Genomic DNA, 20649 nt, shown 5'->3' on the forward strand with positions numbered 1-20649 from the left:
CCGCGCCGCCCCCGATGTGTCAGCGGTCCACACTTGTCCGGCCGCCCGTGTATCCCTGGCACACCTCAACGTGGGCGCGGTGGACGGCGTCGGCGACGGCGGCCACGGCCGCCGGGGTGAGCACGGTCGAGTAGTGGTTGGTGTCCGGCAGCCGGTGCGCGGCGACCCGGCCGGGGTCGGGCCCGGCGGCGGCGAGCCGGGTCTCGTCGTAGAGGCCCTGCGGCTCGTCCAGCAGGCCGCGCTCCGCCCACAGCAGCGTCGCCCTGACGCCGGGCCGGTGGACGGCGGCCAGGACCTCGGGGCCGCGCAGCACGTCGGCGCCGTCGGCCCGCACGGCGTCGAGCACGCAGCTGCTGCGCAGGGCGGGCGGGTCGCCGACGAGGTCACGGTCGACGTACGCCTGGACGTGCGGGCCCCAGTGCGCGGTGAACGCGGGGTGCGAGCGGAAGAACGCGCGGTAGGCCGCCCGGTCGGGGAAGGTCATGCGCAGCCGCCGCATCGCCGGGCCTATGACGGCGTCGAGGAGGGCGTCGATGTCGGTGCCGTCCGGGGGCGGGAAGCCGAGCCCGCCGTCGACGAGGACGACGTGCGGGAAGCGCTCCGGGTGCCGGGCGGCGGCCAGGGCGGCGACGAAGGCACCCATCGAGTGCCCGACGAGCACGGCACGTTCACGGCCGAGGTGGCGCAGGAGCCCGAGCACGTCCTCGACGTGGGCGGCCAGCCCGTAGGGCCCGGGCAGGGCGGCGCTGTGCGCCCGGCCGCGCAGGTCGGGGGCGTGCAGGGGCAGCCGGGGGCTGAGCGCCTCCGCCAGCGCGGTGAAGGCGTGGCCGTTGGCGGTGATGCCGTGCAGCGCGAGAACGGGCACGTCGCCGGGGCCGGGGGCCTCGTCCGGAACGGGGGCCTCGCCGGGGACGTCGGCCGCCTCGCCGCGCCCGGGCCAGTGGGTGACGGCGAGGCGGCCGCCCCGCACCGGGACGGCGTACTCCCGGGCGGGGACGGGGGCGGGCTCGGTCACCGGGACCCCTTTCGGCGCGGGCGCAGCGAGCGCGGGCGCAGGGAGCGCGGGCGCAGGGAGGCGAGGCCGCCGGGGGCGGCGTAGACGGCGAGGACGAACAGAGTGCCCAGGATGAGCAGCGGTTCGACGACGTCGGCGACGGCGGCCAGCCGCTGGTCGAGGAAGGTGAACAGGGCGCCGCCCAGGACGGGCCCCCAGCGGGTGCCGCTGCCGCCGAGCACGACCATGACGAGCAGCGTGAGCGTGAACGTCGGGGTGCTGGAGTGCGGGGTGGCCCCGGCCGTGACGAGGAGGTGCACGGCGCCGCCGAGCACGGCGAGGGCGGAGGCGAGGACGAAGGCGCCCAGCTTGTACCGGAAGGGGTCGAGCCCGAGGACGGCGACGCGCGGCTCGTTGTCGCGTACGGCCTGCCACACCCGGCCGACGGGCCGCGCGGTGACCCACCAGACGACGGCGGCGACGAGCGTGAGGTAACCGAGCGCCAGCCAGTAGACGTTGACCGTGTTGGCGACGCCGAGGAAGGCGTCGGGCACCCCGGCGGTGTGCAGGGGCAGGCCCTCCTCACCGCCGGTGAGTCCGCCGGGGTTGCGGCCGACGAGGAGCGAACCGGCCTGGGCGAAGGCGAGGGTGACCATGGCGAAGCCGATGCCGCCGAGGGCGAGGGTGCGCAGCGAGACGGCACCGAGCACGACGGCGGCCAGCGTGCCCAGCACGAGGGTGACCAGCACGGCCGGGAGCAGGCCCAGTCCCCATTCCGTCATGGCCAGTTGGGTGCCGTAGGCGCCGCCGGCGATGTAGAGGGCGTGGCCGAAGGAGAGCAGCCCGGTGCGGCCGAACATCAGGTCGTAGCCGAGCGCGAGCCCTGCGAACACCAGGCACAGGGCGAAGAGTTGCAGCGAGCCGGGGGAGTTGACGGGGCCTTCCAGCAGGACCGGGATCTCCAGCGCCGAGTAGGGCAGGAGGGCGAGGACCAGCAGGACGGCGGCCGGGAGGGCGGCGGAGCGCAGTCCGCGGCGCCGGGCCGCGTCCCGGCCGCCGGAGGCGGCCGGGGGCGCGGTGGCGGCGGGCGGGGCGGACGTGACCGTCATGCGCGGCCTCCTTCGGTGCTGGCGGGGACGGCGGCGGACCCGGGAGCGGCGAGCCGCCGCAGCCGCTCCAAGGGGGTGGGCGCGCCGGGGACGGGGCGGGCCAGGACGACGACGGCGAGCAGCACGACGACGGCCAGGTCCCCGTAGCCGCCGGCGTAGTAGTCGGCGTACTGCTGGGTGAGGCCGACCGCGAGTGCGGCGAGCGAGACGCCGGTGATGGAGCCGAGCCCCCCGATGATGACGACGACGAACGCGAAGATCAGCAGCCCGGTGCCCTGGTGCGGGGAGAGGGAGCCGAAGTACAGCCCGCCGAGCACTCCGGCGAGCCCGGCGAGGGCGCCGCCGAGGGCGAAGACGACGGTGAAGGCCCGGGTGACGTCGATACCGAGGGCGGTGACCATGGCCCGGTCCTCGACCCCGGCCCGCACGACGAGCCCGTAGCGGGTGCGGTTGAGGAACAGCCGGACCGCGACGAGCACGGTCAGCGCCACGCCGATGAGCACGAAGCGGTTGACCGGCACGTTGGCGCCGAACACGCCGACCGTGCCGGCCAGCGACTCGGGCACGGGGAAGGTGCGGGCGTCCGCCCCGGCGAGGGTCTGCACGGCCGCCGGGACGGCGAGCGAGAGGCCGACGGTGACGAGGATCTGCTCCTTGGGCCGCCCGTACAGCCGCCGGATCAGCACGAACTCGACGACGACGGCGAGGGCGAGCCCGGTCGCGGTGCCGACGACGGCCGCGAGGAGCAGGCCGCCGAGGCCGGGCACGGCGTCGGCGGTGGCCCAGGCGGTGTAGGCGGCGACGGTGAGGAAGGCGCCGTGCGCGAAGTTGAGCACGTCCATCAGGCCGAAGATGAGGGCGAGCCCGGAGGCGATGAGGAAGTAGAGGGCGCCCAGGCCGAGTCCGGTGAGGGTGAGGAGGACGAACGTCTCCATGTCAGGCGGTTCCTCTCGGTGTGGCGGCCGGTGCGCCGTCGCCCGGCGCCGTGCTCGCGCCGCAACGCGCTCCGGGCTGCGGTCCGTTGTCCGGCCCGGCGTCCGGCCCGGGACCGGGTGGCCCGGGGCGGGCGCCGACGCCGAGCAGCGCGGTGGTCAGCTCCCGGTCGGCCAGGAGCGCCGCCGCGTCCCCGGTGTGCACGGTGCGGCCCGCGTCCAGGACGACGGCGTGCCGCGCGAGGCGCCGCACGACGGCCAGGTTCTGCTCGACGAGCAGCAGCGGCACACGCTCGGCGGCGCGTTCGAGCACCTCGGTCACCTCGGTGACGACGCGCGGCGCCAGCCCCTTCGTCGGCTCGTCCACGACGATGAGCCGGTTGTCGTTGAGGAGCGTGCGGGCGATGGCCACCATCTGCTGCTGCCCGCCGGAGAGCGAACCGGCGGGCTGGGCGCGCCGGTCGCGCAGTTCGGGGAACAGGTCGTGGACGAGGTCGTAGTGGTGGGCGGAGCCGGGCCGTTCGGCCAGGGAGAGGTTCTCGGCGACGGTGAGGTGCGCGAACACGCCTCGGTCCTCGGGGGCGTAGCCCACGCCGCGCCGCACGGTGCGGTGGGTGGGCTCGTCGGTGACGTCCGCGCCGTCCAGCGTGACGGTGCCCGCGGTGACGCGCCCGCCGTCCGGCAGCAGCCCGAGCACGGCCCGGACCGTCGTCGTCTTGCCCACGCCGTTGCGGCCGAGCAGCGCGGTGACGCCCTCGGCGGGGACGGCGAGGTCCACGCCCTGCACGATGCGGGAGCCGGCGATCTCGACGTGCAGCCCGCGCACGTCGAGCAGCGGGCTCGCCGCCTGCGGTCCGGGGGTCACAGCGCCTCCCCGACGTAGGCGTCCTGCACGGTCGCGTCCGCCATGACCGCGGCGGGGCTGCCGACGGCCAGCAGTCGGCCGTGGTGCATGACGGCGACCCGGTCGGCGAGGCCGAGCACGATGTCCATGTGGTGCTCGACCATGAGGACGGTCCGCCCCTCCTCGCGGTGCACCTCGCGGAGGACGGCGGTGAGTTCACCGGTCTCCTCGGCGGCGACCCCCGCCATCGGCTCGTCCAGCAGCAGCAGCCGCGGGCCCGCCCCGGCGAGGGTGGGTGCCAGCAGCATGGCCAGCTCCAGCTTGCGCTTGTCCCCGTGGCTGAGGCCGCCGGCCAGGGCGTCCGCCCGGTGTTCCAGCCGGACCCGGGCCAGCAGCCCGGCCACCCTGCGGCCGGTGACGCGGCGGGCCCCGGCCGCGCGGGCGGCCAGTTCCGCGTGCTCGGCGACGGTCATCGTGGGGAAGACGGACGAGGACTGGAAGGTGCGGGCGATCCCTCCCCGGGCCCGGCGGTGCGGGGGCAGGCGGGTCAGGTCGCGCCCGTCGAGCCTCACGGCCCCGGACGTCGCCCGCCGGACCCCGGAGACCAGGTTGAACAGGGAGGTCTTGCCCGCCCCGTTGGGGCCGATGACCGCCAGGAACTCGCCCTCGGTCACGGTGAGGCAGACCTCGTCCACGATGCGCACGGCGCCGACGTGCCAGCTCAGCCGGTCGAGTTCGAGGACGGTCCCGGCCGCGCCGCGGGCGACCCGCTCGCCGGTGGATCCCCCGCGGGCGGGCCCGCGCGCGGCCGCCGTCACGGCGCGACCCGGCCGGGCTCCAGCGTCCGGGTGACGGCGGGCAGGTCGCCGTCGAACCCGGCCTGGAACATGGGCTGGAGCAGCGCGTGGTCCTCGGCCCGCACCGTCTGCCGCCCCTTCACCCCGGAGAACGCGTAGCCCTCCAGCGCCTCGATCATGGCCTGGACGTCGCCGTCCGCGCCGCCCGCCTCGACGGCGCGCACCACCAGCTGGGCCGCGGTGAAGCCGTCCGGGCTGAACAGGTCCTCCTCCCAGCCCTTCTCCTCGAAGTAGGCGCGCATCGCCTTCGCCTCCGGCGTCCCCGTCGCGCCAGGCACGTAGTGGGCGAGCAGGGTGACGCGCTCGCGCGCCTTGCCGAACACCGGGTAACTGGCGCGGCTGTCCAGGCCGGTGACGACGGTGGCCTCGTCCAGGACGCCCTGCTGCTCCAGCGTGGCCCACATCGACCGGGCCGTGTCACCGGCCCAGGCCACGAAGACCATGTCCGGCTCGGCCGCCAGCACCTTGCGGGCGGTGGGCGTCAGGTCGGTGGCGCCGGGTGCGGCCAGGACGGACGTCACCGTGGTGCCGCCGGTGCCGAGCACCGACTCCACGGCGGCCACGTTGGCCTGCCCGAAGGCGTTGTCCTGGGCGAGCACGACGACCTTCCGGTCGCCCTCCCCGCCGCCCTCGGCCGCCAGGATCTCCCGGGCGGTCACCACGTCCTGGTAGGTCTGCCGGCCCGAGCGGAACGTGTGGTCGTTGATGCCGGTGAGGGCGTCGGTGGCGGCCGGCCCCGAGATGTAGAGGGTCTCGTTCTGCGCGGCGACGGGCGCGATCTGCGTGGCCACGCCCGAGGCCACCGTCCCGGCGACGATCGGAACGCCCTGGCCGATGCGCTTCTTGACCAGGGACACCCCCTTGGCCGGGTCGCCCGCGTCGTCGTCCTCCAGCACGGTGATGCGGACGCCGTCCACCTCGCCGGTGCCGTCCGTCGCGTAGTCGAGCCCGGCCTCGAAGCCGCGCAGGTACTGCTCGCCGTAGGAGGCGAGCGGGCCGCTGACGGAGGTGACGAGCGCGACCTTCACCTCGTCGGCGTCACCCCCGCCGTCCGCGGTGCTCCCCGGGCTCGCGCAGGAGGCGGTCAGCGCCGCGCAGGCCGCCAGCGCGGCGGCCGCGAGAACGGAACGGCGCCGGAGGGGCGCGGTGCCCCGGGCGGGTGCGGCGGACCGGATTCCGGCCCCGGGTACGGATCTGGGCATGGCGGCGGGCTCCTCGTGTGGTGCGGTGACTGCCCTGCTGCGGGCTTCGCTGAGACGGCAGCCTCCGCCCGCGGACGCCCCGCGGCAATGTGTCCCGCGGACACCAGCGGCGCGGGAGCGGTGTGCGCACGCCCTGTTCGGGCGGTCCGCGGCGCGGCCCTACCGTGCGGAACGTCCGGTCCCTCAGGCCAAAAGGACCCCACATGAGATCACCGCAACGGCTCCGCCGGGCGGCGGCGGCACTGACCGCCCTCGCCCTGCCCCTCCTCGCCCTGACCGGCCTCTCCCCCACGGCCGCCCACGCCGCGCCCCCCGCGCCCGCCGGTTCCTCCACCTCCCTGCCCGGTGACGTCACCGCCACGTCCGCCCTGGAGCGGATCACGGGCTTCGGCAGCAACCCCGGCGCCCTCACGATGTACCGCCACCTGCCGGACGGGCTCGCGTCCGGCTCGCCCGTCGTCCTCGTCCTGCACGGCTGCACCCAGGACGCGGCCGGGTACGTGGCGGGCTCCGGCTGGGCCGAGTACGCCGACGCCCGTGGCTTCGCGCTCGTCGCCGCCCAGCAGGAGACGGTCAACAACAGCTCGCGCTGCTTCAACTGGTTCGAGCCCGGCGACACCTCGCGCGGCCGGGGCGAGGTCCTGTCCCTGCGGCAGATGGTCGCCCACACGGTGGACGCCGCGGGCGCCGACCCGTCCCGCGTCTTCGTCGCCGGGTTCTCCGCCGGCGGCGCGATGGCCTCCAGCGTGCTCGCCGCCTACCCCGACGTCTTCGCGGGCGGCGCCGTCCTCGCCGGCGTCCCGCACGGCTGCGCGACGAACATGGTCGAGGCGTTCGGGTGCATGAACCCCGGCGAGACCCGGTCCGCCGACGCCTGGGGCGACCTCGTCCGCGCCGAGAACCCCGGTTACACGGGCCCCTGGCCCACCGTCTCCGTCTGGCACGGCACCTCGGACACCACCGTGCGCCCGGTCAACGCGACGGAGTCCGTCAAACAGTGGACCGACGTCCACGGCACCGACGCCTCACCCGACTCCTCCACCTCGCTGCCCGGCGGCGTCACCCGGACGACGTACGACGGCCCCTCGGGCACGGTCGTCCACCGGTACACGGCGACGGGCATGGGGCACGCCGTCCCCGTCCGCCCCGCCGAGGGCTGCGGGGCGTCAGGCAGCTACTTCGCCGACGTGCTGTGCTCCACGTCCGCCATCACCACCGACTGGGGCCTCGGCACCACCGAGCCCGGTGACCCCGGCGACCCGGGTGACCCGGACCCCGGCGACCCGACCTGCGTCACCGCCAGCAACTACGCCCACACCACGGCCGGCCGCGCCGTCGTCAGCTACGGCTACACCTACGCCGTCGGCTCCGGTGACGCGCTCGGCCTGTGGAACACCTACACCCACACGTCACTGGCCGAGACCTCCCCCGGCTGGTACGAACGCGTCGCGAGCTGCTGACCGCGCCCCGGCACCCGGCGCCCGCCCCCGACCCCCACCGGGCGGCGGGCGCCGCGCGCGGGCGGAGGCGCTCAGCCGAACGGCGGCCCGGAGCGGGCCACCTCGTGCTTGAACACCTCGGCGTGCCCGATCTCGACCGGTACCGACGGCTGCGGTGCCACCGCCCGCCAGGCGTCCAGCGTCTCCTGGGACTCCCAGTGCTCGAACAGGCGGACGCGCCCCGGGGCCGTGGGGTCCGCCGAGATCGCCAGGTCCAGACAGCCCGGCTGCCCTCGCCCCGCCACCACCAGTTCCCGGTGCGCCTCGACCAGCCGGTCTCGCTCCTGGGGGGCCACGTCCAGCCACCCCGCGATGATCACCGTCACGCCGCGTTCCTCCTTCTCCGCCGACGGCCTACGCGGGGTCAGACGGCCCCGTTCCCCGAAACTCATCGCTCCGGCCGTCCTGTCCACGCCAGGCCGCGCGTGGGCGAGGCCGTGGTCAGTTGGCTATCCTCACCGCGGTGATCTCAACGGCACGTCAGCGTCGGATGACTGACGGTGCCCTTCCTCTGGGGGACGCGGATATGCGGATACGGCAGGGTTGCGCGGCGGGGGCGGCGGCGGTCGCGGCGCTGGCCACGCTCAGCGGGTGCGGTGACGACGGCCCGATGTCGGGCATGGGCCTGCCCAAGGCGGGCGACATGGCGGCGATCGAGCAGTTCGTCAACGAGAACACCGGCTGCTACGGGCTGAAGGTCGGCTCTGGGGGCGGGACGATGGACGACGAGGCCCTGGACGCGTCGTGGGGGATCAAGGAGCGCGCGGTCTGCGAGGACCAGCAGGACCGCGACATCACCCTGCTGGCCATCGGGGACATGGAGAAGTTCCAGGCCGCGACGATGAAGGCCGAGGTCGAGGGCGACACCAAGCGCTTCCTGGTGGGGCAGGACTTCGCGGTCGTCCCGGAGGGCGACACCGCGGCGCGGGAACTGCACGTCGCCGGGCTGGTCCTCTTCACCTGCGAGAAGGGATTCGAGGTGCCGAGCGGCTACCAGCAGGAGAAGCCGCTCGTGGACGGCTGCACGCTGACCAACTTCGTCCCGTTCTGACGGGCGGCGGCCCGGATGATGTCGTCCCCGGTCGCCGTGGAGGCCGGCGTGGTGCTGCCCGAGCCCGCCCCGGGCGAGGTGTGGACCGTCGGCGCCGTCGTGGTGAACGGGCGCGGGGAGGCGTTCGCCCAGCGGCGGAGCGTCGACCGCCCGCTGTTCCCCGGCTGCTGGGACGTCGTGGGTGGCCACGTCGAGCCGGGCGAGACGCTGGTGGACGCCTTGGCCCGGGAGGTCCGCGAGGAGACCGGCTGGCGGCTCACCCGGCTGCGCAGGCTGCTGCGCGTGGACACCTGGGAGGGGGACGACGGACGCGGCGTCCGGCACGAGGCGGACTACCTCGTGGAGGTCGCCGGAGAGCCGAGTGCCCCGGCACAGCGGCCGGCCGAGCACTCCGGCCACCGCTGGTTCGCCCCGGCCGACCTCCCGGAACTGCTGGCGAGCGGCCACCCCGTGGACGCGTACGTCCACGGCCTGCTGGCCCTGGCGCTGGACGCCACGGCGGCAGCCTCGGAATAACCCCGGACGGGCCGGAGTTGGGCCGGATGCCGGCGCCCCGGCCCGCACGGGGGTCGGGCAGGGGACGCGTGGACGGAAGAGGGGGCCGGGCCGCGGTGCAGCGCGGCCCGGCCCCGGTGGGGGGTGGTTGTCGAGGTGTCAGGAGGACTGGGAGACGGCGGCCTCGGCCGGGTCCGGGGTGTTGGCCTCGCGGAGGAGGTCGCGGACGAGGCGGTTGGCCTCCTTCACCTCGTCCGTGCGCATCCGGATCTTGATCTTGCCGTTCTTCTTCAGCTCACCGGCGACCTCGTAGGTCTTCTCCTCGCCGGGGAGCGGGAGGCCCTGGCAGCCGGTGAAGCGGTCCCGCGGCGTGGTGCCGGTGAGGAAGTAGTCGATCACCGGGAGGTCGACGCAGGTGGTGCCGTAGGGGAAGAGGCCGTGGCTTCCCTCGTTGTCGACGCTGATCATCTTGGCGCCGGGGAGCTTCTTGCCCGTGGACAGGGCGCCCTCGTAGGCGGTGGCGGCGTCCAGCTCGGACTGGACGACGAGCAGCTCGGGGAACGTCTTCTGATACGCCTTGGGCATCCGGTTGCCGGTGGGCCAGTAGGCGCACAGCGGAGTGGAGTTGAAGGCCGCCAGCAGCGGGGCGTGGCGCTGCTGGCGTTGCAGCCACTCCTGCCAGTAGTTGAGGTTCTGGTTCCACTGGCCGTCCTGGCAGCGGATGGCCTCGAAGGCGGCGTCGAAGGTCGCCGTCTCGCCCGCGGCGCCCTGGCCCCGCTCCCTGGCCTCGATGGCCTCCAGCATGTCGGCCTTCGCGTCGGCGACGAAGGCACGCTGGTCGGCGTCGAGTCCGCCGTCGGCCAGGATGCCGTCGACCACCGTCTCGACGGCATCCTGGTCGGAGCCCTCCGCCGGGATGCCGGACTCGGCGATGACGGCGACGGCCGAGGCGGCGGTCGGGTACTGCGAGGTGTCGTACATGGCCGGGATGATGTAGTAGGCCATGAAGAGCTGGCCGATGAACTCCCGGGTGCCGCCGGCCCGTTCGAAGTGCTCGCGGATCTTCATCGGGTCGGTGCCGACGCCGTGGACGTCGTCGTGGCGGGCGACGTACGGGAGGAGGGCCTCCTGGAACTGCCGGTCACGGCTGGGCGGCTGGAGGTCCCAGGTGCGCTGGAGGGACTTCGTCGTGACGTCGGTGGAGGAATCCAGCAGGAAGCGGTGGGACTTGCCGGGGAAGGTGCCCGCGTACCAGGCGCCGAGCCAGGTGCCGTAGGAGTAGCCGATGTAGCTGGTCCGGTCCTCACCGAGCAGGACGCGGATGAAGTCCATGTCGTACGCGGTCTGCTCGGTGTTGATGTAGGGCGCGAGGCCGCCGTCCATGCAGCCCTTGACCTTGGCGCGGTTGACCGCGTCCGGGTCGTCCGGGTCGTCCGGGACGGTGTAGGTGCAGGTGAGCGGGGTGCTCTGGCCGACGCCGCGCGGGTCGAAGCCGATGAAGTCGTACTTCTCGGCCAGTTCGGGGGCGCGCTGGGCCATGGCCGCTCCCCAGGGCAGCCCGGAGCCGCCGGGCCCGCCGGGGTTGACGAGGGCGATGCCCTGACGCTCCGGGTCGCTCTTGTCGCTGGTGGCGGTGCGGGATATGCGCACGTCGATGGTCTTGCCGTTGCCCGGGTCGTGCCAGTCGAGCGGCATCGTGACGGTGGCACAGGCGAGGCCCTCGACGGTGCGGAGCCGGTCTGCCGTCTCCTGGGGCAGCCCCGGGAACGCGCAGGTCTCCCAGTCGATCTCCTGGTCGGCCAGGGCTCCGGCGAGCGCGGCCGTGTCGGGCTCGGCCGCGGCCCGGGACGTGGGCGCCGGTGCGGCGGACGCCTGGCTCGTGGCGAGCGGAGTGGCGAGCAGGGTGGCGGCGAGGGCGGTCGCGGTGGCGCCGAGCGCCCGGCGCGAGGCGAGACGTCTGGGAACAGACACGTGCGGGTCCTTCCGGTGACGAGGGGGGTCGCCCCGGCCCGGCAGCACGAACTGCCGGGCGGGAGCGTTGCATCACCCTGTCCGCCGGTGTCACCTGCGGGAAAGCCCGCGTACATGTCGGGTTCCCGTCATGGCGGGTTTCTGACAAAGGCCCCTGTCGTGTCAAAGCCAGCCCCGGCGCGCGGCCTGCACACCGAGCTGGAAGCGGGTTCGGGCGCCCAGGAGTTCCTGGAGCCGGCTGATCCGGCGGTGCACGGTGCGCTCGCTGACGCCCAGATCGCGGGCGATGGCCTCGTCCGTCGAGCCCGCGCTGAGCAGGGCCAGCAGCCGCTGGGTGTCGGGGCTGGGCTCGGTGCCGCCGGGCGCCCCGTCCCGCCCCGGCCCGGTGCCGACGGGGACGGCCAGCCGCCAGAAGGCCTCGAAGAGCCCGGTGATCGCGTCCAGCAGCATCGAGGGGTGGACGAGCAGCGCCATGACGCCGCCGCCCGATCGCTGCGGCACCGAGATGAGGGCCCGGGAGGCGTCGGCGATGACGAGCTTCATCGGGATGCCCGGGAAGACCCGGGCGTTCTCCCCGGCGCCGACGGCCGCCTGGAGGGAGCGCCGGCCGACGTCGGTCTGGAGGAAGGCCGCGTCGTAGATGACGTGGTAGGCCACGCCGCGTTCCATGGCGGGCAGCTGGGACGGGTTCGGGCCGACCTCCTCGGGCCGCAGGTAGGAGCCGCGCTCGAAGGCGCGGATGCGCTCCCGCGCCTCGGCCTGCATGGCCTCGAACGTCCCGACGACCGTCTCCCGGCCTTCGAGCACCTCGGCGATCTGCGCTCCCGCCCCCGAGTGGACGGCGTACAGGCGGGCGAGTTCGCCGGCGGTCTCCCGCGCCCGGACGGCCTCCAACTCGCGCTCGGCCGCCCAGCGCTCCAGGACGAGCCGGGGCGGCCTGGCACGCGGCACGCCCTCCGCGTCCCGCCCGACGAGGCCGAGCCGCTCCAGCTCCGCGAGCCGCCCGTCGTCCGGCCCGGCGGTATCCCGGGCGGCGGCGCCCTCCGCGACGCCGAGCAGCGCGCGGTACAGCGCTTCCGCTTCCGGCGTGAGCCCGGGCCCGTACGGGCCCGGTTCCGGCGCGTGGGACATGGGCAACCCCCGCGGTGTCTGGCGTCCTCCCGCGAGCCTACCGGCTGGCGGGCGCCGGGCCCCGGGCCCGCAGCACCGCCCGCCGCTCAGCGCCGCCCGCCCCGCCGGCGGGCGGCGACCAGGGTGCGGGTGACGAGGGGCGGCAGCAGGTCCACCGCGAGACGCCGGGCGACGCGGCGGGGGCGGCCGCCCGGGCGGGGCGCGGGCCTCGGCGCGGCGCGGACGGGCGTGGCGGCCGCGGGGTGCCGGGGGCGGGGTGCCGGGGCTCGGCCGCCCCGGGCCGCGGCTTGACGCGCAGCAGCCGGTGTCCGGCGACGGACTGCTCCTCGTGCCACAGCGCGGGGTTCCCGGTGAGCCACTCGGCCAGCTCCGCCCGCACCGGCTCGGGATCGCCCCAGGTGCCGTAGAACTTATTGCCGCTGACGCAGACGGGGTCCAGCCCGCCGTTCAACACGGCCTCCCAGGTGGCGGCGGCGACGCCGGGGCAGTGCTCGGAGCGGTAGTCGTCGAGGGCGACGATCCCGTGCGCGGCGAGCATGGCGCTGACGGCGTCGACGTCGCCGCGGCCCGGTCGCCGGCGGCCGCGAAGCTCTCGACGTCGGCTACCGGCTTCTCGTAGCAGACCTCTAGCCTCGATCTTGCGTGAGGGTCCGTCATCGAGTCCACCGGATCCCTCGCACCGATGTTGAGCTCGGATGCGGGTCCCTTCCGGCTGCCACTCCGCGGCCGGCTGCTGTTCAGGCGTACCGCGCGGTCGGGCTACCGGAGCCCCGGCGATGACGGCGGCCGGACGGCCGGGCGGCTACTCGCGGTCCTCGCCGGTCAGGCGGGTGAACGCGGCCAGGTTGCGGGTGGACTCGCCGCGCGAGGTGCGCCAGGCGTACTCCCGTTTGATGGCCCCGGCGAAGCCCAGCTCCAGCAGGTGGTTGAACGGTCCGTCCGCGTTCTCCAGGACGGTGCCGAGGATGCGGTCGATCTCGTCCGGGGTGACGGCGGCGAGCGGCAGCCGGCCCACGAGGTAGATGTCCCCGAGGTGGTCGATGGCGTAGCTGACCCCGTAGAGACGGGTGTTGCGTTCCAGGAGCCAGCGGTGGACGGCCTCGTGGTTCTCGTCCGGGTTGCGGATGACGAACGCGTTCACGGAGAGGGAGTGCGCGCCGACGATGAGCTGGCACGTGGTGGAGAGCTTGCGGGTGCCCGGAAGGGTGACGACGTAGGTGCCGGGCCCCGGCGACTCCCACTCCAGCTCGGCGTCGGCGAGCGTCTGCTCGATCACTGCGGCGGCGTCAGACATGCAGCGATCGTAGGCGACGGCGGCGCGCGGCGAGCGCGTCGGCGTAGACCTCCGCGGTGCGGCGGGCCGCCGTGGCCCAGCCGAAGCCGCGCGCGTGCTCGGCGGCGGCGGCACCCGTTCGGGTGACGAGGGCGGGGTCGGCGACGAAGCGGCGCAGCGCCCGGGCGTAGTCGGCCGGGTCGTGCCCGGCGACGAGGAAGCCCGTCACCCCGTCCCGGACGGCGACGGGCAGCCCGCCCACGGCGGAGGCCACCACGGGCGTGCCGCTGGCCTGCGCCTCGATGGCGACCAGCCCGAAGGACTCGCTGTGGGAGGGCATGACGAGCACGCTCGCCGCGCGGTACCAGTCGGCCAGGGTGTCCTGGTCCGCCGGGGGGCGGAACCGGACGACGTCGGCGATGCCCAGCTTGGCCGCGAGCTTCTGCAGGCCCTCGGGCTTGGCCAGCCCGGAGCCGGAGGGCCCGCCGACGACGGGGACGACGAGCCGGCCGCGCAGCCCCGGGTCCTCGTCGAGCAGGACGCGCACGGCGCGCAGCAGGACGTCGGGGGCCTTGAGCGGCTGGATGCGCCCGGCGAAGAGGGGAACGAAGGCGTCGTGGGGCAGGCCGAGGCGGGCGCGGGCGGCGGCCGGGCCGTCGCCCGGACGGAAGCGGGCCAGGTTGACGCCGGGGTGGACGACGGCGGTGCGGGCCGGATCGGCGTCGTAGTGCCGCTCCAGCTCGCCGGCCTCCTCGGCGGTGTTGGCCACGAGCCGGTCGGCGGCGCGCACGATCTGCGTCTCCCCGATGACCCGGGCGGCGGGCTCCGGCGTGTCTCCGGCGGCCAGGGCGGCGTTCTTGACCTTGGCCATCGTGTGCATGGCGTGCACCAACGGCACGCCCCAGCGCTGGGCGGCCAGCCAGCCGACGTGGCCGGAGAGCCAGTAGTGCGAGTGGACGAGGTCGTAGTGGCCGGGGCGGTGCCGGGCCCAGGCCCGCATGACGCCGTGGGTGAAGGCGCAGAGCTGTGCGGGCAGCTCCTCCTTCTTGAGGCCCTCGTACGGCCCGGCGTCCACGTGCCGCACCAGGACGCCCGGCGCCAGCTCCACCGTGGCGGGGAGCGCGGCGGAGGTGGCGCGGGTGAAGACCTCCACCTCGATGCCGAGCTCGGCGAGCTGGCGGGCCAGCTCCACGATGTAGACGTTCATGCCGCCCGCGTCCCCCGTGCCGGGCTGGTGCAGCGGCGACGTGTGGACGCTGAGCATCGCGACGCGGCGGGGCACCCTCCCGGGGAGACCCAGCCGCCGTCCGAGCCGCGTGACGTACGAGCTCACCTGTGCTCCCTTGGCCGGCGGTGTGTGCGGTGCGTGTCGTCTGGCGGTGTCCCCGGGCGGCAACGCCCTCCGCAGCCTCGCTCTTCCCGTCTTTGCCCAAACGTGACCTGTGCCTCGGCCCGTACGCTTGCCCTCATGCCCGCGTCGCCCCCCGCCCCCCGTGCCCGCCGCCCGGTGGGCGCGGTGACGCGGGGGACGACGAACCCGAACCGGCTGCGGCGCATGGACCGCTGGATCGCCGCCGCGCACGGGGCCGCGCTGCGCCGGGCCGACGACCCTCCGCTGGCGGTCGACCTGGGCTACGGCGCGGCGCCGTGGACGGCCGTCGAGCTGCTGACGCGGCTGCGCCGGGTGCGCCCGGACGTGCGGGTCACCGGGGTGGAGATCGATCCGGAGCGGGTGGCCGCGGCCCGCCCCTACGTCCGCGAGGGGCTGTCCTTCGTACGCGGCGGCTTCGAGATCCCGCTGACCGAGCGTCCGCTGCTGATCCGGGCCGCGAACGTGCTGCGCCAGTACGGCGAGGAGGAGGTCCCGGAGGTGTGGGCGCGGCTGTGCTCGCGGCTGGCGCCGGGCGGGCTGCTGGTGGAGGGCACCTGTGACGAGATCGGGCGCCGCCACGTGTGGGTGACGCTGGACTGGTCCGGCCCGCGCACGGTGACCTTCGCCGCCCGGCTGGCCACGCTGGAGCGGCCGTCCGGGCTGGCGGAGCGGCTGCCGAAGGCGCTGATCCACCGCAACGTGCCGGGCGAGCCGGTGCACGCGTTCCTGGCCGACTTCGACGCCGCCTGGGCGTCGGCGGCGCCGCTCGCGCCGCTGGGCGCACGGCAGCGCTGGGTCGCCGCCGTCCGGGCGCTCGCCGCGCGCTGGCCGGTGTCGGACGGCCCGCGGCGCTGGCGGCAGGGCGAGGTGACGGTGGCGTGGCCGGCCCTGGCCCCCCGGGCCTGAGCCGGATCGGCGCCCGCGGCGGAGCAGCCCGCGGGCGCCGATCCGGCTCAGCGGCCGAGGGCGGTGACGGCGGCGTCCAGCAGGTCGCGGTCGCGCGGGTGGGTCAACAGCAGCCGGGCGCGGCCGGGCGGCAGCCAGACGACGCGGTCCACCTCGCGGCTGGGCACGAAGCTCCCGGCGACGGCCTGGGCCACCCAGTAGTCGACCGTCTTCGGGCGCCCGGCCACCTCGTAGGTGAGCGTGGGCAGCCGGGCACCGAGCACGCACGTCATGCCCGTCTCCTCCAGCACCTCGCGCCGGGCCGCCTCGGCCGCGCTCTCCCCGGTGTGCAGCTTGCCCTTGGGATGCGACCAGTCGGCCCACTTCGGCCGGTGGACGAGCACGAAGGCGTAGGGGTCCGGCCGCCAGAGCACACAGCCGGCGGCGCGGATGACGCGCGCGGCGTCAGGCGTGGACGGGTGCATGGTCGGCACCTCCGGCCGGGTGCCAGACCCGGCAGAACGCGAGCCGGGCGGCTTCCACCTCGTGCCGCTGGTCGGCGTGCAGGACGCCGAGCGCGTAGGCCGTGGCCGGGGCGATGCGCGGGGTGCGCCCGGCGGTGGCGGCGGCCCCGGCTGCGTCGGCGGCCTCCCGGTGGCGCCGCAGGTGCCGGGCAGCGGTGCTGAGCGGCGGGCTCTCCTCTCCCAGCACCTCCTGGGCGTACCGGACGAAGCGCAGCAGCAGCCCGACCTGGTGCCAGGAGCCGTCGTAGCGGTCCTCGGCGGCGGTGAGGGTGTGGGCGAGGGCGCCGGGGCCGAAGGGCAGGGAGTCCACCGCGTCCACGAGCCTGCGATGGGCGTGCTCGGCGCTGGGCCGCAGCGCGGCGTGGGCGGGGCGGTGCCCGGCGGCGCCGGTGAGGGCGTCACCGGCGAGCGGCACCTCGGAGGCCAGGACGGCGACGGCGTCGGCGACGGCGTGGAAGCGGCCGGAGCCGAGGGCCTGGAGGGCTGCGGAGTGGGCCCGGGTGCGCAGGAGCGTGAGCTGGCGCTCCAGCAGGGCTCCGGCGCGGGCGGCGCCGACCCCGGGGCGTCCGGCGGCCCCCGCGCCGTCGGATTCCTCGGGCGCCGACGACAGCCGGTGCAGGGCGGACAGCAGCCGTTCGAGCCGGTTGGCGTAGTCGTACTCGCGGGTGAGCAGCTCGGAGAGCCAGTTCAGCTCGGCGGAGAGCTCGTCGGCCCAGGCGGGGTCGAGGAGCCGGCGGAAGGTGTGCAGGGTCGCGCTGATGCGGCGGGCCGCGCGGCGCAGCAGCCGGACGGCGTGGGCCGTCTCGGTGACGGCCTCCGGGCTGCCGGCCGTCTCCTCGTGCATCCGCAGGGCGCGCAGCAGCTCGGCGGCCTGGTGGTGCAGATATCCGGACAGCAGTTCGCCGGCGGTGCCGGCCACGGGTGCCGGTGGCGCTTTGTCTCCCCCCGTTCCGCCGGTGCCGAGCCGCGCCGAGCCGGCTCCGGCGGCGCGCGGCACCCTGGTGCGCGGTGCCGCGGCGGCCGACGGCCTGGAGCCGTCGGCCGTGAGGTCATGTCGTGGGGCCACGTCGGCGCCTCCGGGCGTCGATGAGCATTTCCTGTACGTTGCGCAACGGCCGGCCCTCGGGGTCGGTGGCCTGGCGGGTCCAGTCGCCGTCGGGGCCGAGGTGCCAGGAGGCGGTGCCGTCGTCGAGGCCCGTCTCCAGCAGCCGGTTGAGTGCCGCCCGGTGGGCGGGGTCGGTGACGCGCACCAGCGCCTCGATGCGCCGGTCGAGGTTGCGGTGCATGAGGTCGGCGCTGCCGAACCACACCTCGGGCTCTCCGCCGCCGCCGAAGGCGAAGATCCGGGAGTGTTCGAGGAAGCGGCCGAGGATGCTGCGGACGCGGATGTTCTCGCTGAGCCCGGGCACGCCGGGCCGGACGGCGCAGATGCCGCGGACCCACAGGTCGACGGGGACGCCGGCGCGGGAGGCCCGGTAGAGGGCGTCGACGACGGCCTCGTCGACGATCGAGTTGACCTTGATCCGCACGAAGGCGGGCCGCCCGGCACGGTGGTGGGCGATCTCCTGGCCGATGCGCGTGACGAGGCCGTCGCGCAGGGAGGTGGGGGCGACGAGGAGCCGCCGGTAGTTCTCGCGCCGCGAGTAGCCGGAGAGCCGGTTGAACAGGTCGGAGAGGTCCGCGCCGACCTGCGGGTCCGCGGTGAGCAGGCCGAGGTCCTCGTAGAGCCGGGCCGTCTTGGGGTGGTAGTTGCCGGTGCCGACGTGGGCGTAGCGGCGGAGCTGCTCGCCCTCCTGCCGGACGACGAGGGAGAGCTTGCAGTGCGTCTTGAGCCCGACGAGGCCGTAGACGACGTGACAGCCGGCCTCCTCCAGCTTGCGGGCCCACTTGATGTTGGCCTGCTCGTCGAAGCGCGCCTTGATCTCGACGAGGACGAGGACCTGCTTGCCGGACTCTGCGGCGTCGATGAGGGCGTCCACGATCGGGGAGTCGCCGGAGGTGCGGTAGAGGGTCTGTTTGATGGCGAGGACGTCGGGGTCGGCCGCGGCCTGTTCCAGGAACGCCTGCACGGAGGTGGAGAAGGAGTCGTAGGGGTGGTGCAGGAGGACGTCGCGCTCACGCAGGGCGGCGAAGACGTCGGGCGCGGACGCGGACTCCACCTCGGCGAGGTCGCGGTGGGTGCCGGCGATGAACTTGGGGTAGCGCAGCTCGGGCCGGTCGATCCGGGAGACGATGCCCGAGAGCCCGGAGAGGTCCAGCGGGCCGGGCAGCGGGTAGACCTCGGAGGCCGACACCTTCAGCTCGCGCACGAGCAGGTCCAGCACGTACGGGTCGATGGACTCCTCGACCTCCAGCCGGACGGGCGGGCCGAAGCGCCGCCGCATCAGCTCCTTCTCCAGGGCCTGGAGCAGGTTCTCGGCGTCGTCCTCCTCCACCTCCAGGTCCTCGTTCCGGGTGACGCGGAACATGTGGTGGGCCAGGACGTCCATCCCGGGGAAGAGCTCCTCCAGGTGGGCGGCTATCACGTCCTCCAGCGGCACGTACCGCTGCGGCGAGGCCTCCAGGAAGCGGGCCAGCAGCGGCGGCACCTTGACCCGGGCGAAGTGGTTGTGCCCGCTGACCGGGTTGCGGACGACGACGGCGAGGTTGAGCGAGAGGCCCGAGATGTAGGGGAAGGGGTGCGCCGGGTCGACGGCCAGCGGGGTGAGGACGGGGTAGATCTGCTGCCGGAAGAGCGTGAAGAGGCGGGCCTGCTCCTTCTCGGTGAGGTCGGCCCACCGGATGAGGTGGACGCCCTCGTCGGCCAGCGCGGGGGCGACGTCCTGCTGGTAGCAGGCGGCGTGCCGGGCCATGAGCTCGCGGGAGCGGGTCCAGATCAGCTCCAGCACCTCGCGGGGCTGGAGGCCGGAGGCCGAGCGGTTGGCGACGCCGGTGGCGATGCGCCGCTTGAGCCCGGCCACCCGGACCATGAAGAACTCGTCCAGGTTGCTGGCGAAGATCGCCAGGAAGTTCGCCCGTTCGAGGAGCGGGACGTTCGGGTCCTCGGCCAGTTCGAGGACGCGCTCGTTGAACGCCAGCCAACTGCGCTCCCGCTCCAGGAAGCGTCCCCGGGGGAGGTCACCGGCGTCCGACGCCGCGTCGTAGGAGTCCGGCTCGGAGTCGAGGCCCGGGTCCATGGTGGCGGACAGGGAGGCGCTGCCGAGCGGGTGGAGCTGCACGGCGTTCGGGCGGGACGCGGCGATGGCCCCCACGGACGGCTGCGCGGGCTCGGGCACACGCTGCGGGCCCCCGGAAGGGGTGCCGGACTGGGCGCCGGAGGGGGTACCGGACGGCTGGGTGGAATGCGCGGACTGGCTCATTCCCCCATTCTTCCGCTCTTCCGCCGCGGCGTGCCGCTCGGATGATCCGGACGATTCGGGCACACCGAGCCGAGCGGTCGACCGACCGGGGAAGCCCCCCGCGGCGACCGTCGGCCTTCGGTGCGGTTGCTGCATTCCGCGATGCTCGCAACCGAGTCTGAATCACTGGTTACGCCAACATGTCGGAGGAGCGTCCTCCGGGATGTCGGGCGCCGTGCGTCAGGTTTCCGTGCGGTACATCAGGTCGACGGCGTGGGTGCGGAAGCCGATGCGCTCGTAGACCGCGAGGGCCGGCGCGTTGTCGGCGTCGACGTACAGCATGGCCGCGGGCATGTGCCGCACGGCCGCCAGGTGCCGCAGGCCGGTCGTCGTCAGGGCCCGGCCCAGGCCGCCGCCCTGCGCCCCGGGGGCGACGCCGACGACGTACACCTCGCCGAGCTGCTCCTTCTCGTGCACCTTCGTCCAGTGGAACCCGACGATCTCCTCCGCCTCCACGGCGCCCTCGGAGCGGACGGCGAGGAAGAAGCCCTCCGGGTCGAACCACGGCTCGGCCTTGCGGTCGTCCAGGTCGCGCTGGGTCAGCGAGCCCTGCTCGGGGTGGTGCGCGAAAGCGGCGGCGTTGGCCTCCAGCCAGGCCGCGTCGTCCTTGCCCGGCACGAACGTCCGCATCGAGATCCCCGGCGGCAGCGCCACCTCGGGCAGGGACTCGGCCGAGAGCGGCATGCGCAGCTGCCGCAGCTCGCGGAAGAGCGTGAGGCCGAGGGTCTGGGCGAGGTGCCGGGCCGAGGCGTGGCCGCCGTGGGCCCACAGCCGCAGCCGCCGCCCCGAGGCCTCCAGCAGCGCGAGGCCGAGCGAACGCCCGTGGCCCTGCCCGCGGTGTGCGGGGTGGACGACGAGCTCGCCCGCCGGGGCCTCGACGGGGTCGGTCTCCTCCAGCTGCCCGTAGCCGACGAGCTCGCCGCCGGATCGGATCAGGAAGTGGGTGACGCCCGCCCGGTGGCCCCCGCGGAGCTGGAGCACTCCCTGCTCGGACACCGCGGACTGGCCGTCGGTACGGGCCGCCGCTTCGATGAGGGCCAGGGCCTCGCCCACCACTGCGTCGGACAGTCGGTCTGTCACCACCACGTCACTCATGTTTCCAGAGAGTACGC

Annotated in this window: 20 protein-coding genes; 4 read left to right on the plus strand and 16 right to left on the minus strand. The window is 75.0% G+C overall.

Annotated features, from left to right (window positions below; genetic code table 11):
• Window positions 1-19 precede the first annotated feature (19 nt).
• The 6 genes from O7609_RS09705 to O7609_RS09730 all read right to left on the minus strand — a co-directional run bounded on the left by O7609_RS09705 (window position 20) and on the right by O7609_RS09730 (window position 5938).
• Window positions 20-1015 (minus strand): alpha/beta fold hydrolase, encoded by a 996-nt coding sequence (locus O7609_RS09705; RefSeq protein ID WP_269743418.1) that lies wholly within the window; start codon window positions 1013-1015, stop codon window positions 20-22.
• On the minus strand, window positions 1012-2103 hold the full coding sequence (locus tag O7609_RS09710; protein ID WP_269743419.1) for a branched-chain amino acid ABC transporter permease: 1092 nt from the start codon (window positions 2101-2103) through the stop codon (window positions 1012-1014). Before O7609_RS09710 ends, O7609_RS09705 begins: the two co-directional genes overlap by 4 nt.
• Window positions 2100-3038, minus strand: a complete 939-nt coding sequence (locus tag O7609_RS09715) for a branched-chain amino acid ABC transporter permease (RefSeq protein ID WP_269734540.1) — start codon at window positions 3036-3038, stop codon at window positions 2100-2102. Before O7609_RS09715 ends, O7609_RS09710 begins: the two co-directional genes overlap by 4 nt.
• A 1-nt stretch (window position 3039) precedes the next feature.
• Entirely contained in the window at window positions 3040-3900 is an 861-nt protein-coding gene (locus tag O7609_RS09720) for an ABC transporter ATP-binding protein (RefSeq protein ID WP_269743420.1), read from the minus strand.
• Window positions 3897-4604 carry an ABC transporter ATP-binding protein gene (locus O7609_RS09725; RefSeq protein ID WP_269744333.1) on the minus strand — a complete coding sequence of 236 codons (708 nt, stop codon included), beginning with the start codon at window positions 4602-4604 and terminating at the stop codon, window positions 3897-3899. Before O7609_RS09725 ends, O7609_RS09720 begins: the two co-directional genes overlap by 4 nt.
• A gap of 89 nt (window positions 4605-4693) precedes the next feature.
• Window positions 4694-5938 (minus strand): substrate-binding domain-containing protein, encoded by a 1245-nt coding sequence (locus O7609_RS09730; protein WP_269734542.1) that lies wholly within the window; start codon window positions 5936-5938, stop codon window positions 4694-4696.
• Between the two features lie 203 nt (window positions 5939-6141).
• Between O7609_RS09730 and O7609_RS09735 the strand changes: the two genes are divergently transcribed.
• Window positions 6142-7398, plus strand: a complete 1257-nt coding sequence (locus O7609_RS09735) for an extracellular catalytic domain type 1 short-chain-length polyhydroxyalkanoate depolymerase (RefSeq protein WP_269743421.1) — start codon at window positions 6142-6144, stop codon at window positions 7396-7398.
• 71 nt (window positions 7399-7469) lie between these two features.
• Here O7609_RS09735 and O7609_RS09740 read toward each other — a convergent pair whose 3' ends face one another.
• Window positions 7470-7763, minus strand: coding sequence for a putative quinol monooxygenase (locus O7609_RS09740; protein WP_269734544.1), 294 nt, complete (start codon window positions 7761-7763; stop codon window positions 7470-7472).
• A gap of 200 nt (window positions 7764-7963) precedes the next feature.
• On the opposite strand from O7609_RS09740, the gene O7609_RS09745 reads away from it, so the two are divergent.
• Window positions 7964-8488 (plus strand): hypothetical protein, encoded by a 525-nt coding sequence (locus O7609_RS09745; RefSeq protein WP_269734545.1) that lies wholly within the window; start codon window positions 7964-7966, stop codon window positions 8486-8488.
• 15 nt (window positions 8489-8503) lie between these two features.
• A complete protein-coding gene (locus O7609_RS09750) occupies window positions 8504-9004 on the plus strand; it encodes an NUDIX hydrolase (protein ID WP_332330043.1) in 501 nt (166 codons plus the stop codon).
• Between the two features lie 138 nt (window positions 9005-9142).
• Here O7609_RS09750 and O7609_RS09755 read toward each other — a convergent pair whose 3' ends face one another.
• The 5 genes from O7609_RS09755 to mshA form a co-directional block, all read right to left on the minus strand.
• The gene (locus O7609_RS09755; RefSeq protein ID WP_269743422.1) at window positions 9143-10954 is read right to left on the minus strand and encodes an alpha/beta hydrolase; all 1812 of its coding nucleotides are present in this window, start codon (window positions 10952-10954) and stop codon (window positions 9143-9145) included.
• 162 nt (window positions 10955-11116) lie between these two features.
• A complete protein-coding gene (locus tag O7609_RS09760; protein ID WP_269743423.1) occupies window positions 11117-12085 on the minus strand; it encodes a helix-turn-helix transcriptional regulator in 969 nt (322 codons plus the stop codon).
• Between the two features lie 37 nt (window positions 12086-12122).
• Window positions 12123-12623, minus strand: a complete 501-nt coding sequence (locus O7609_RS09765) for a hypothetical protein (protein WP_269743424.1) — start codon at window positions 12621-12623, stop codon at window positions 12123-12125.
• Between the two features lie 264 nt (window positions 12624-12887).
• Complete coding sequence (locus O7609_RS09770; protein ID WP_269734548.1) at window positions 12888-13379, minus strand: YbjN domain-containing protein; 492 nt, start codon at window positions 13377-13379, stop codon at window positions 12888-12890.
• Window positions 13372-14691 (minus strand): D-inositol-3-phosphate glycosyltransferase, encoded by a 1320-nt coding sequence (mshA, locus tag O7609_RS09775; RefSeq protein WP_269734549.1) that lies wholly within the window; start codon window positions 14689-14691, stop codon window positions 13372-13374. Before mshA ends, O7609_RS09770 begins: the two co-directional genes overlap by 8 nt.
• A 135-nt stretch (window positions 14692-14826) precedes the next feature.
• On the opposite strand from mshA, the gene O7609_RS09780 reads away from it, so the two are divergent.
• Window positions 14827-15636 (plus strand): class I SAM-dependent methyltransferase, encoded by an 810-nt coding sequence (locus O7609_RS09780; RefSeq protein WP_269743425.1) that lies wholly within the window; start codon window positions 14827-14829, stop codon window positions 15634-15636.
• Between the two features lie 47 nt (window positions 15637-15683).
• Here O7609_RS09780 and O7609_RS09785 read toward each other — a convergent pair whose 3' ends face one another.
• From O7609_RS09785 to mshD, 4 genes are all read right to left on the minus strand, one after another.
• Window positions 15684-16100, minus strand: a complete 417-nt coding sequence (locus O7609_RS09785; protein WP_269743426.1) for an NUDIX hydrolase — start codon at window positions 16098-16100, stop codon at window positions 15684-15686.
• The gene (locus tag O7609_RS09790) at window positions 16081-17205 is read right to left on the minus strand and encodes a CHAD domain-containing protein (protein ID WP_269743427.1); all 1125 of its coding nucleotides are present in this window, start codon (window positions 17203-17205) and stop codon (window positions 16081-16083) included. The genes O7609_RS09785 and O7609_RS09790 overlap by 20 nt, the downstream gene beginning before the upstream one ends.
• The gene (locus O7609_RS09795) at window positions 17189-19498 is read right to left on the minus strand and encodes an RNA degradosome polyphosphate kinase (protein ID WP_269734553.1); all 2310 of its coding nucleotides are present in this window, start codon (window positions 19496-19498) and stop codon (window positions 17189-17191) included. The genes O7609_RS09790 and O7609_RS09795 overlap by 17 nt, the downstream gene beginning before the upstream one ends.
• 219 nt (window positions 19499-19717) lie before the next feature.
• Window positions 19718-20632: a mycothiol synthase gene (gene mshD, locus O7609_RS09800; protein WP_269734554.1), complete on the minus strand. Its 915-nt coding sequence runs from the start codon at window positions 20630-20632 to the stop codon at window positions 19718-19720.
• Between the last annotated feature and the right edge of the window lie 17 nt (window positions 20633-20649).

The organism is Streptomyces sp. WMMC1477 (genome assembly GCF_027460245.1).
Lineage (GTDB): Bacteria > Actinomycetota > Actinomycetes > Streptomycetales > Streptomycetaceae > Streptomyces.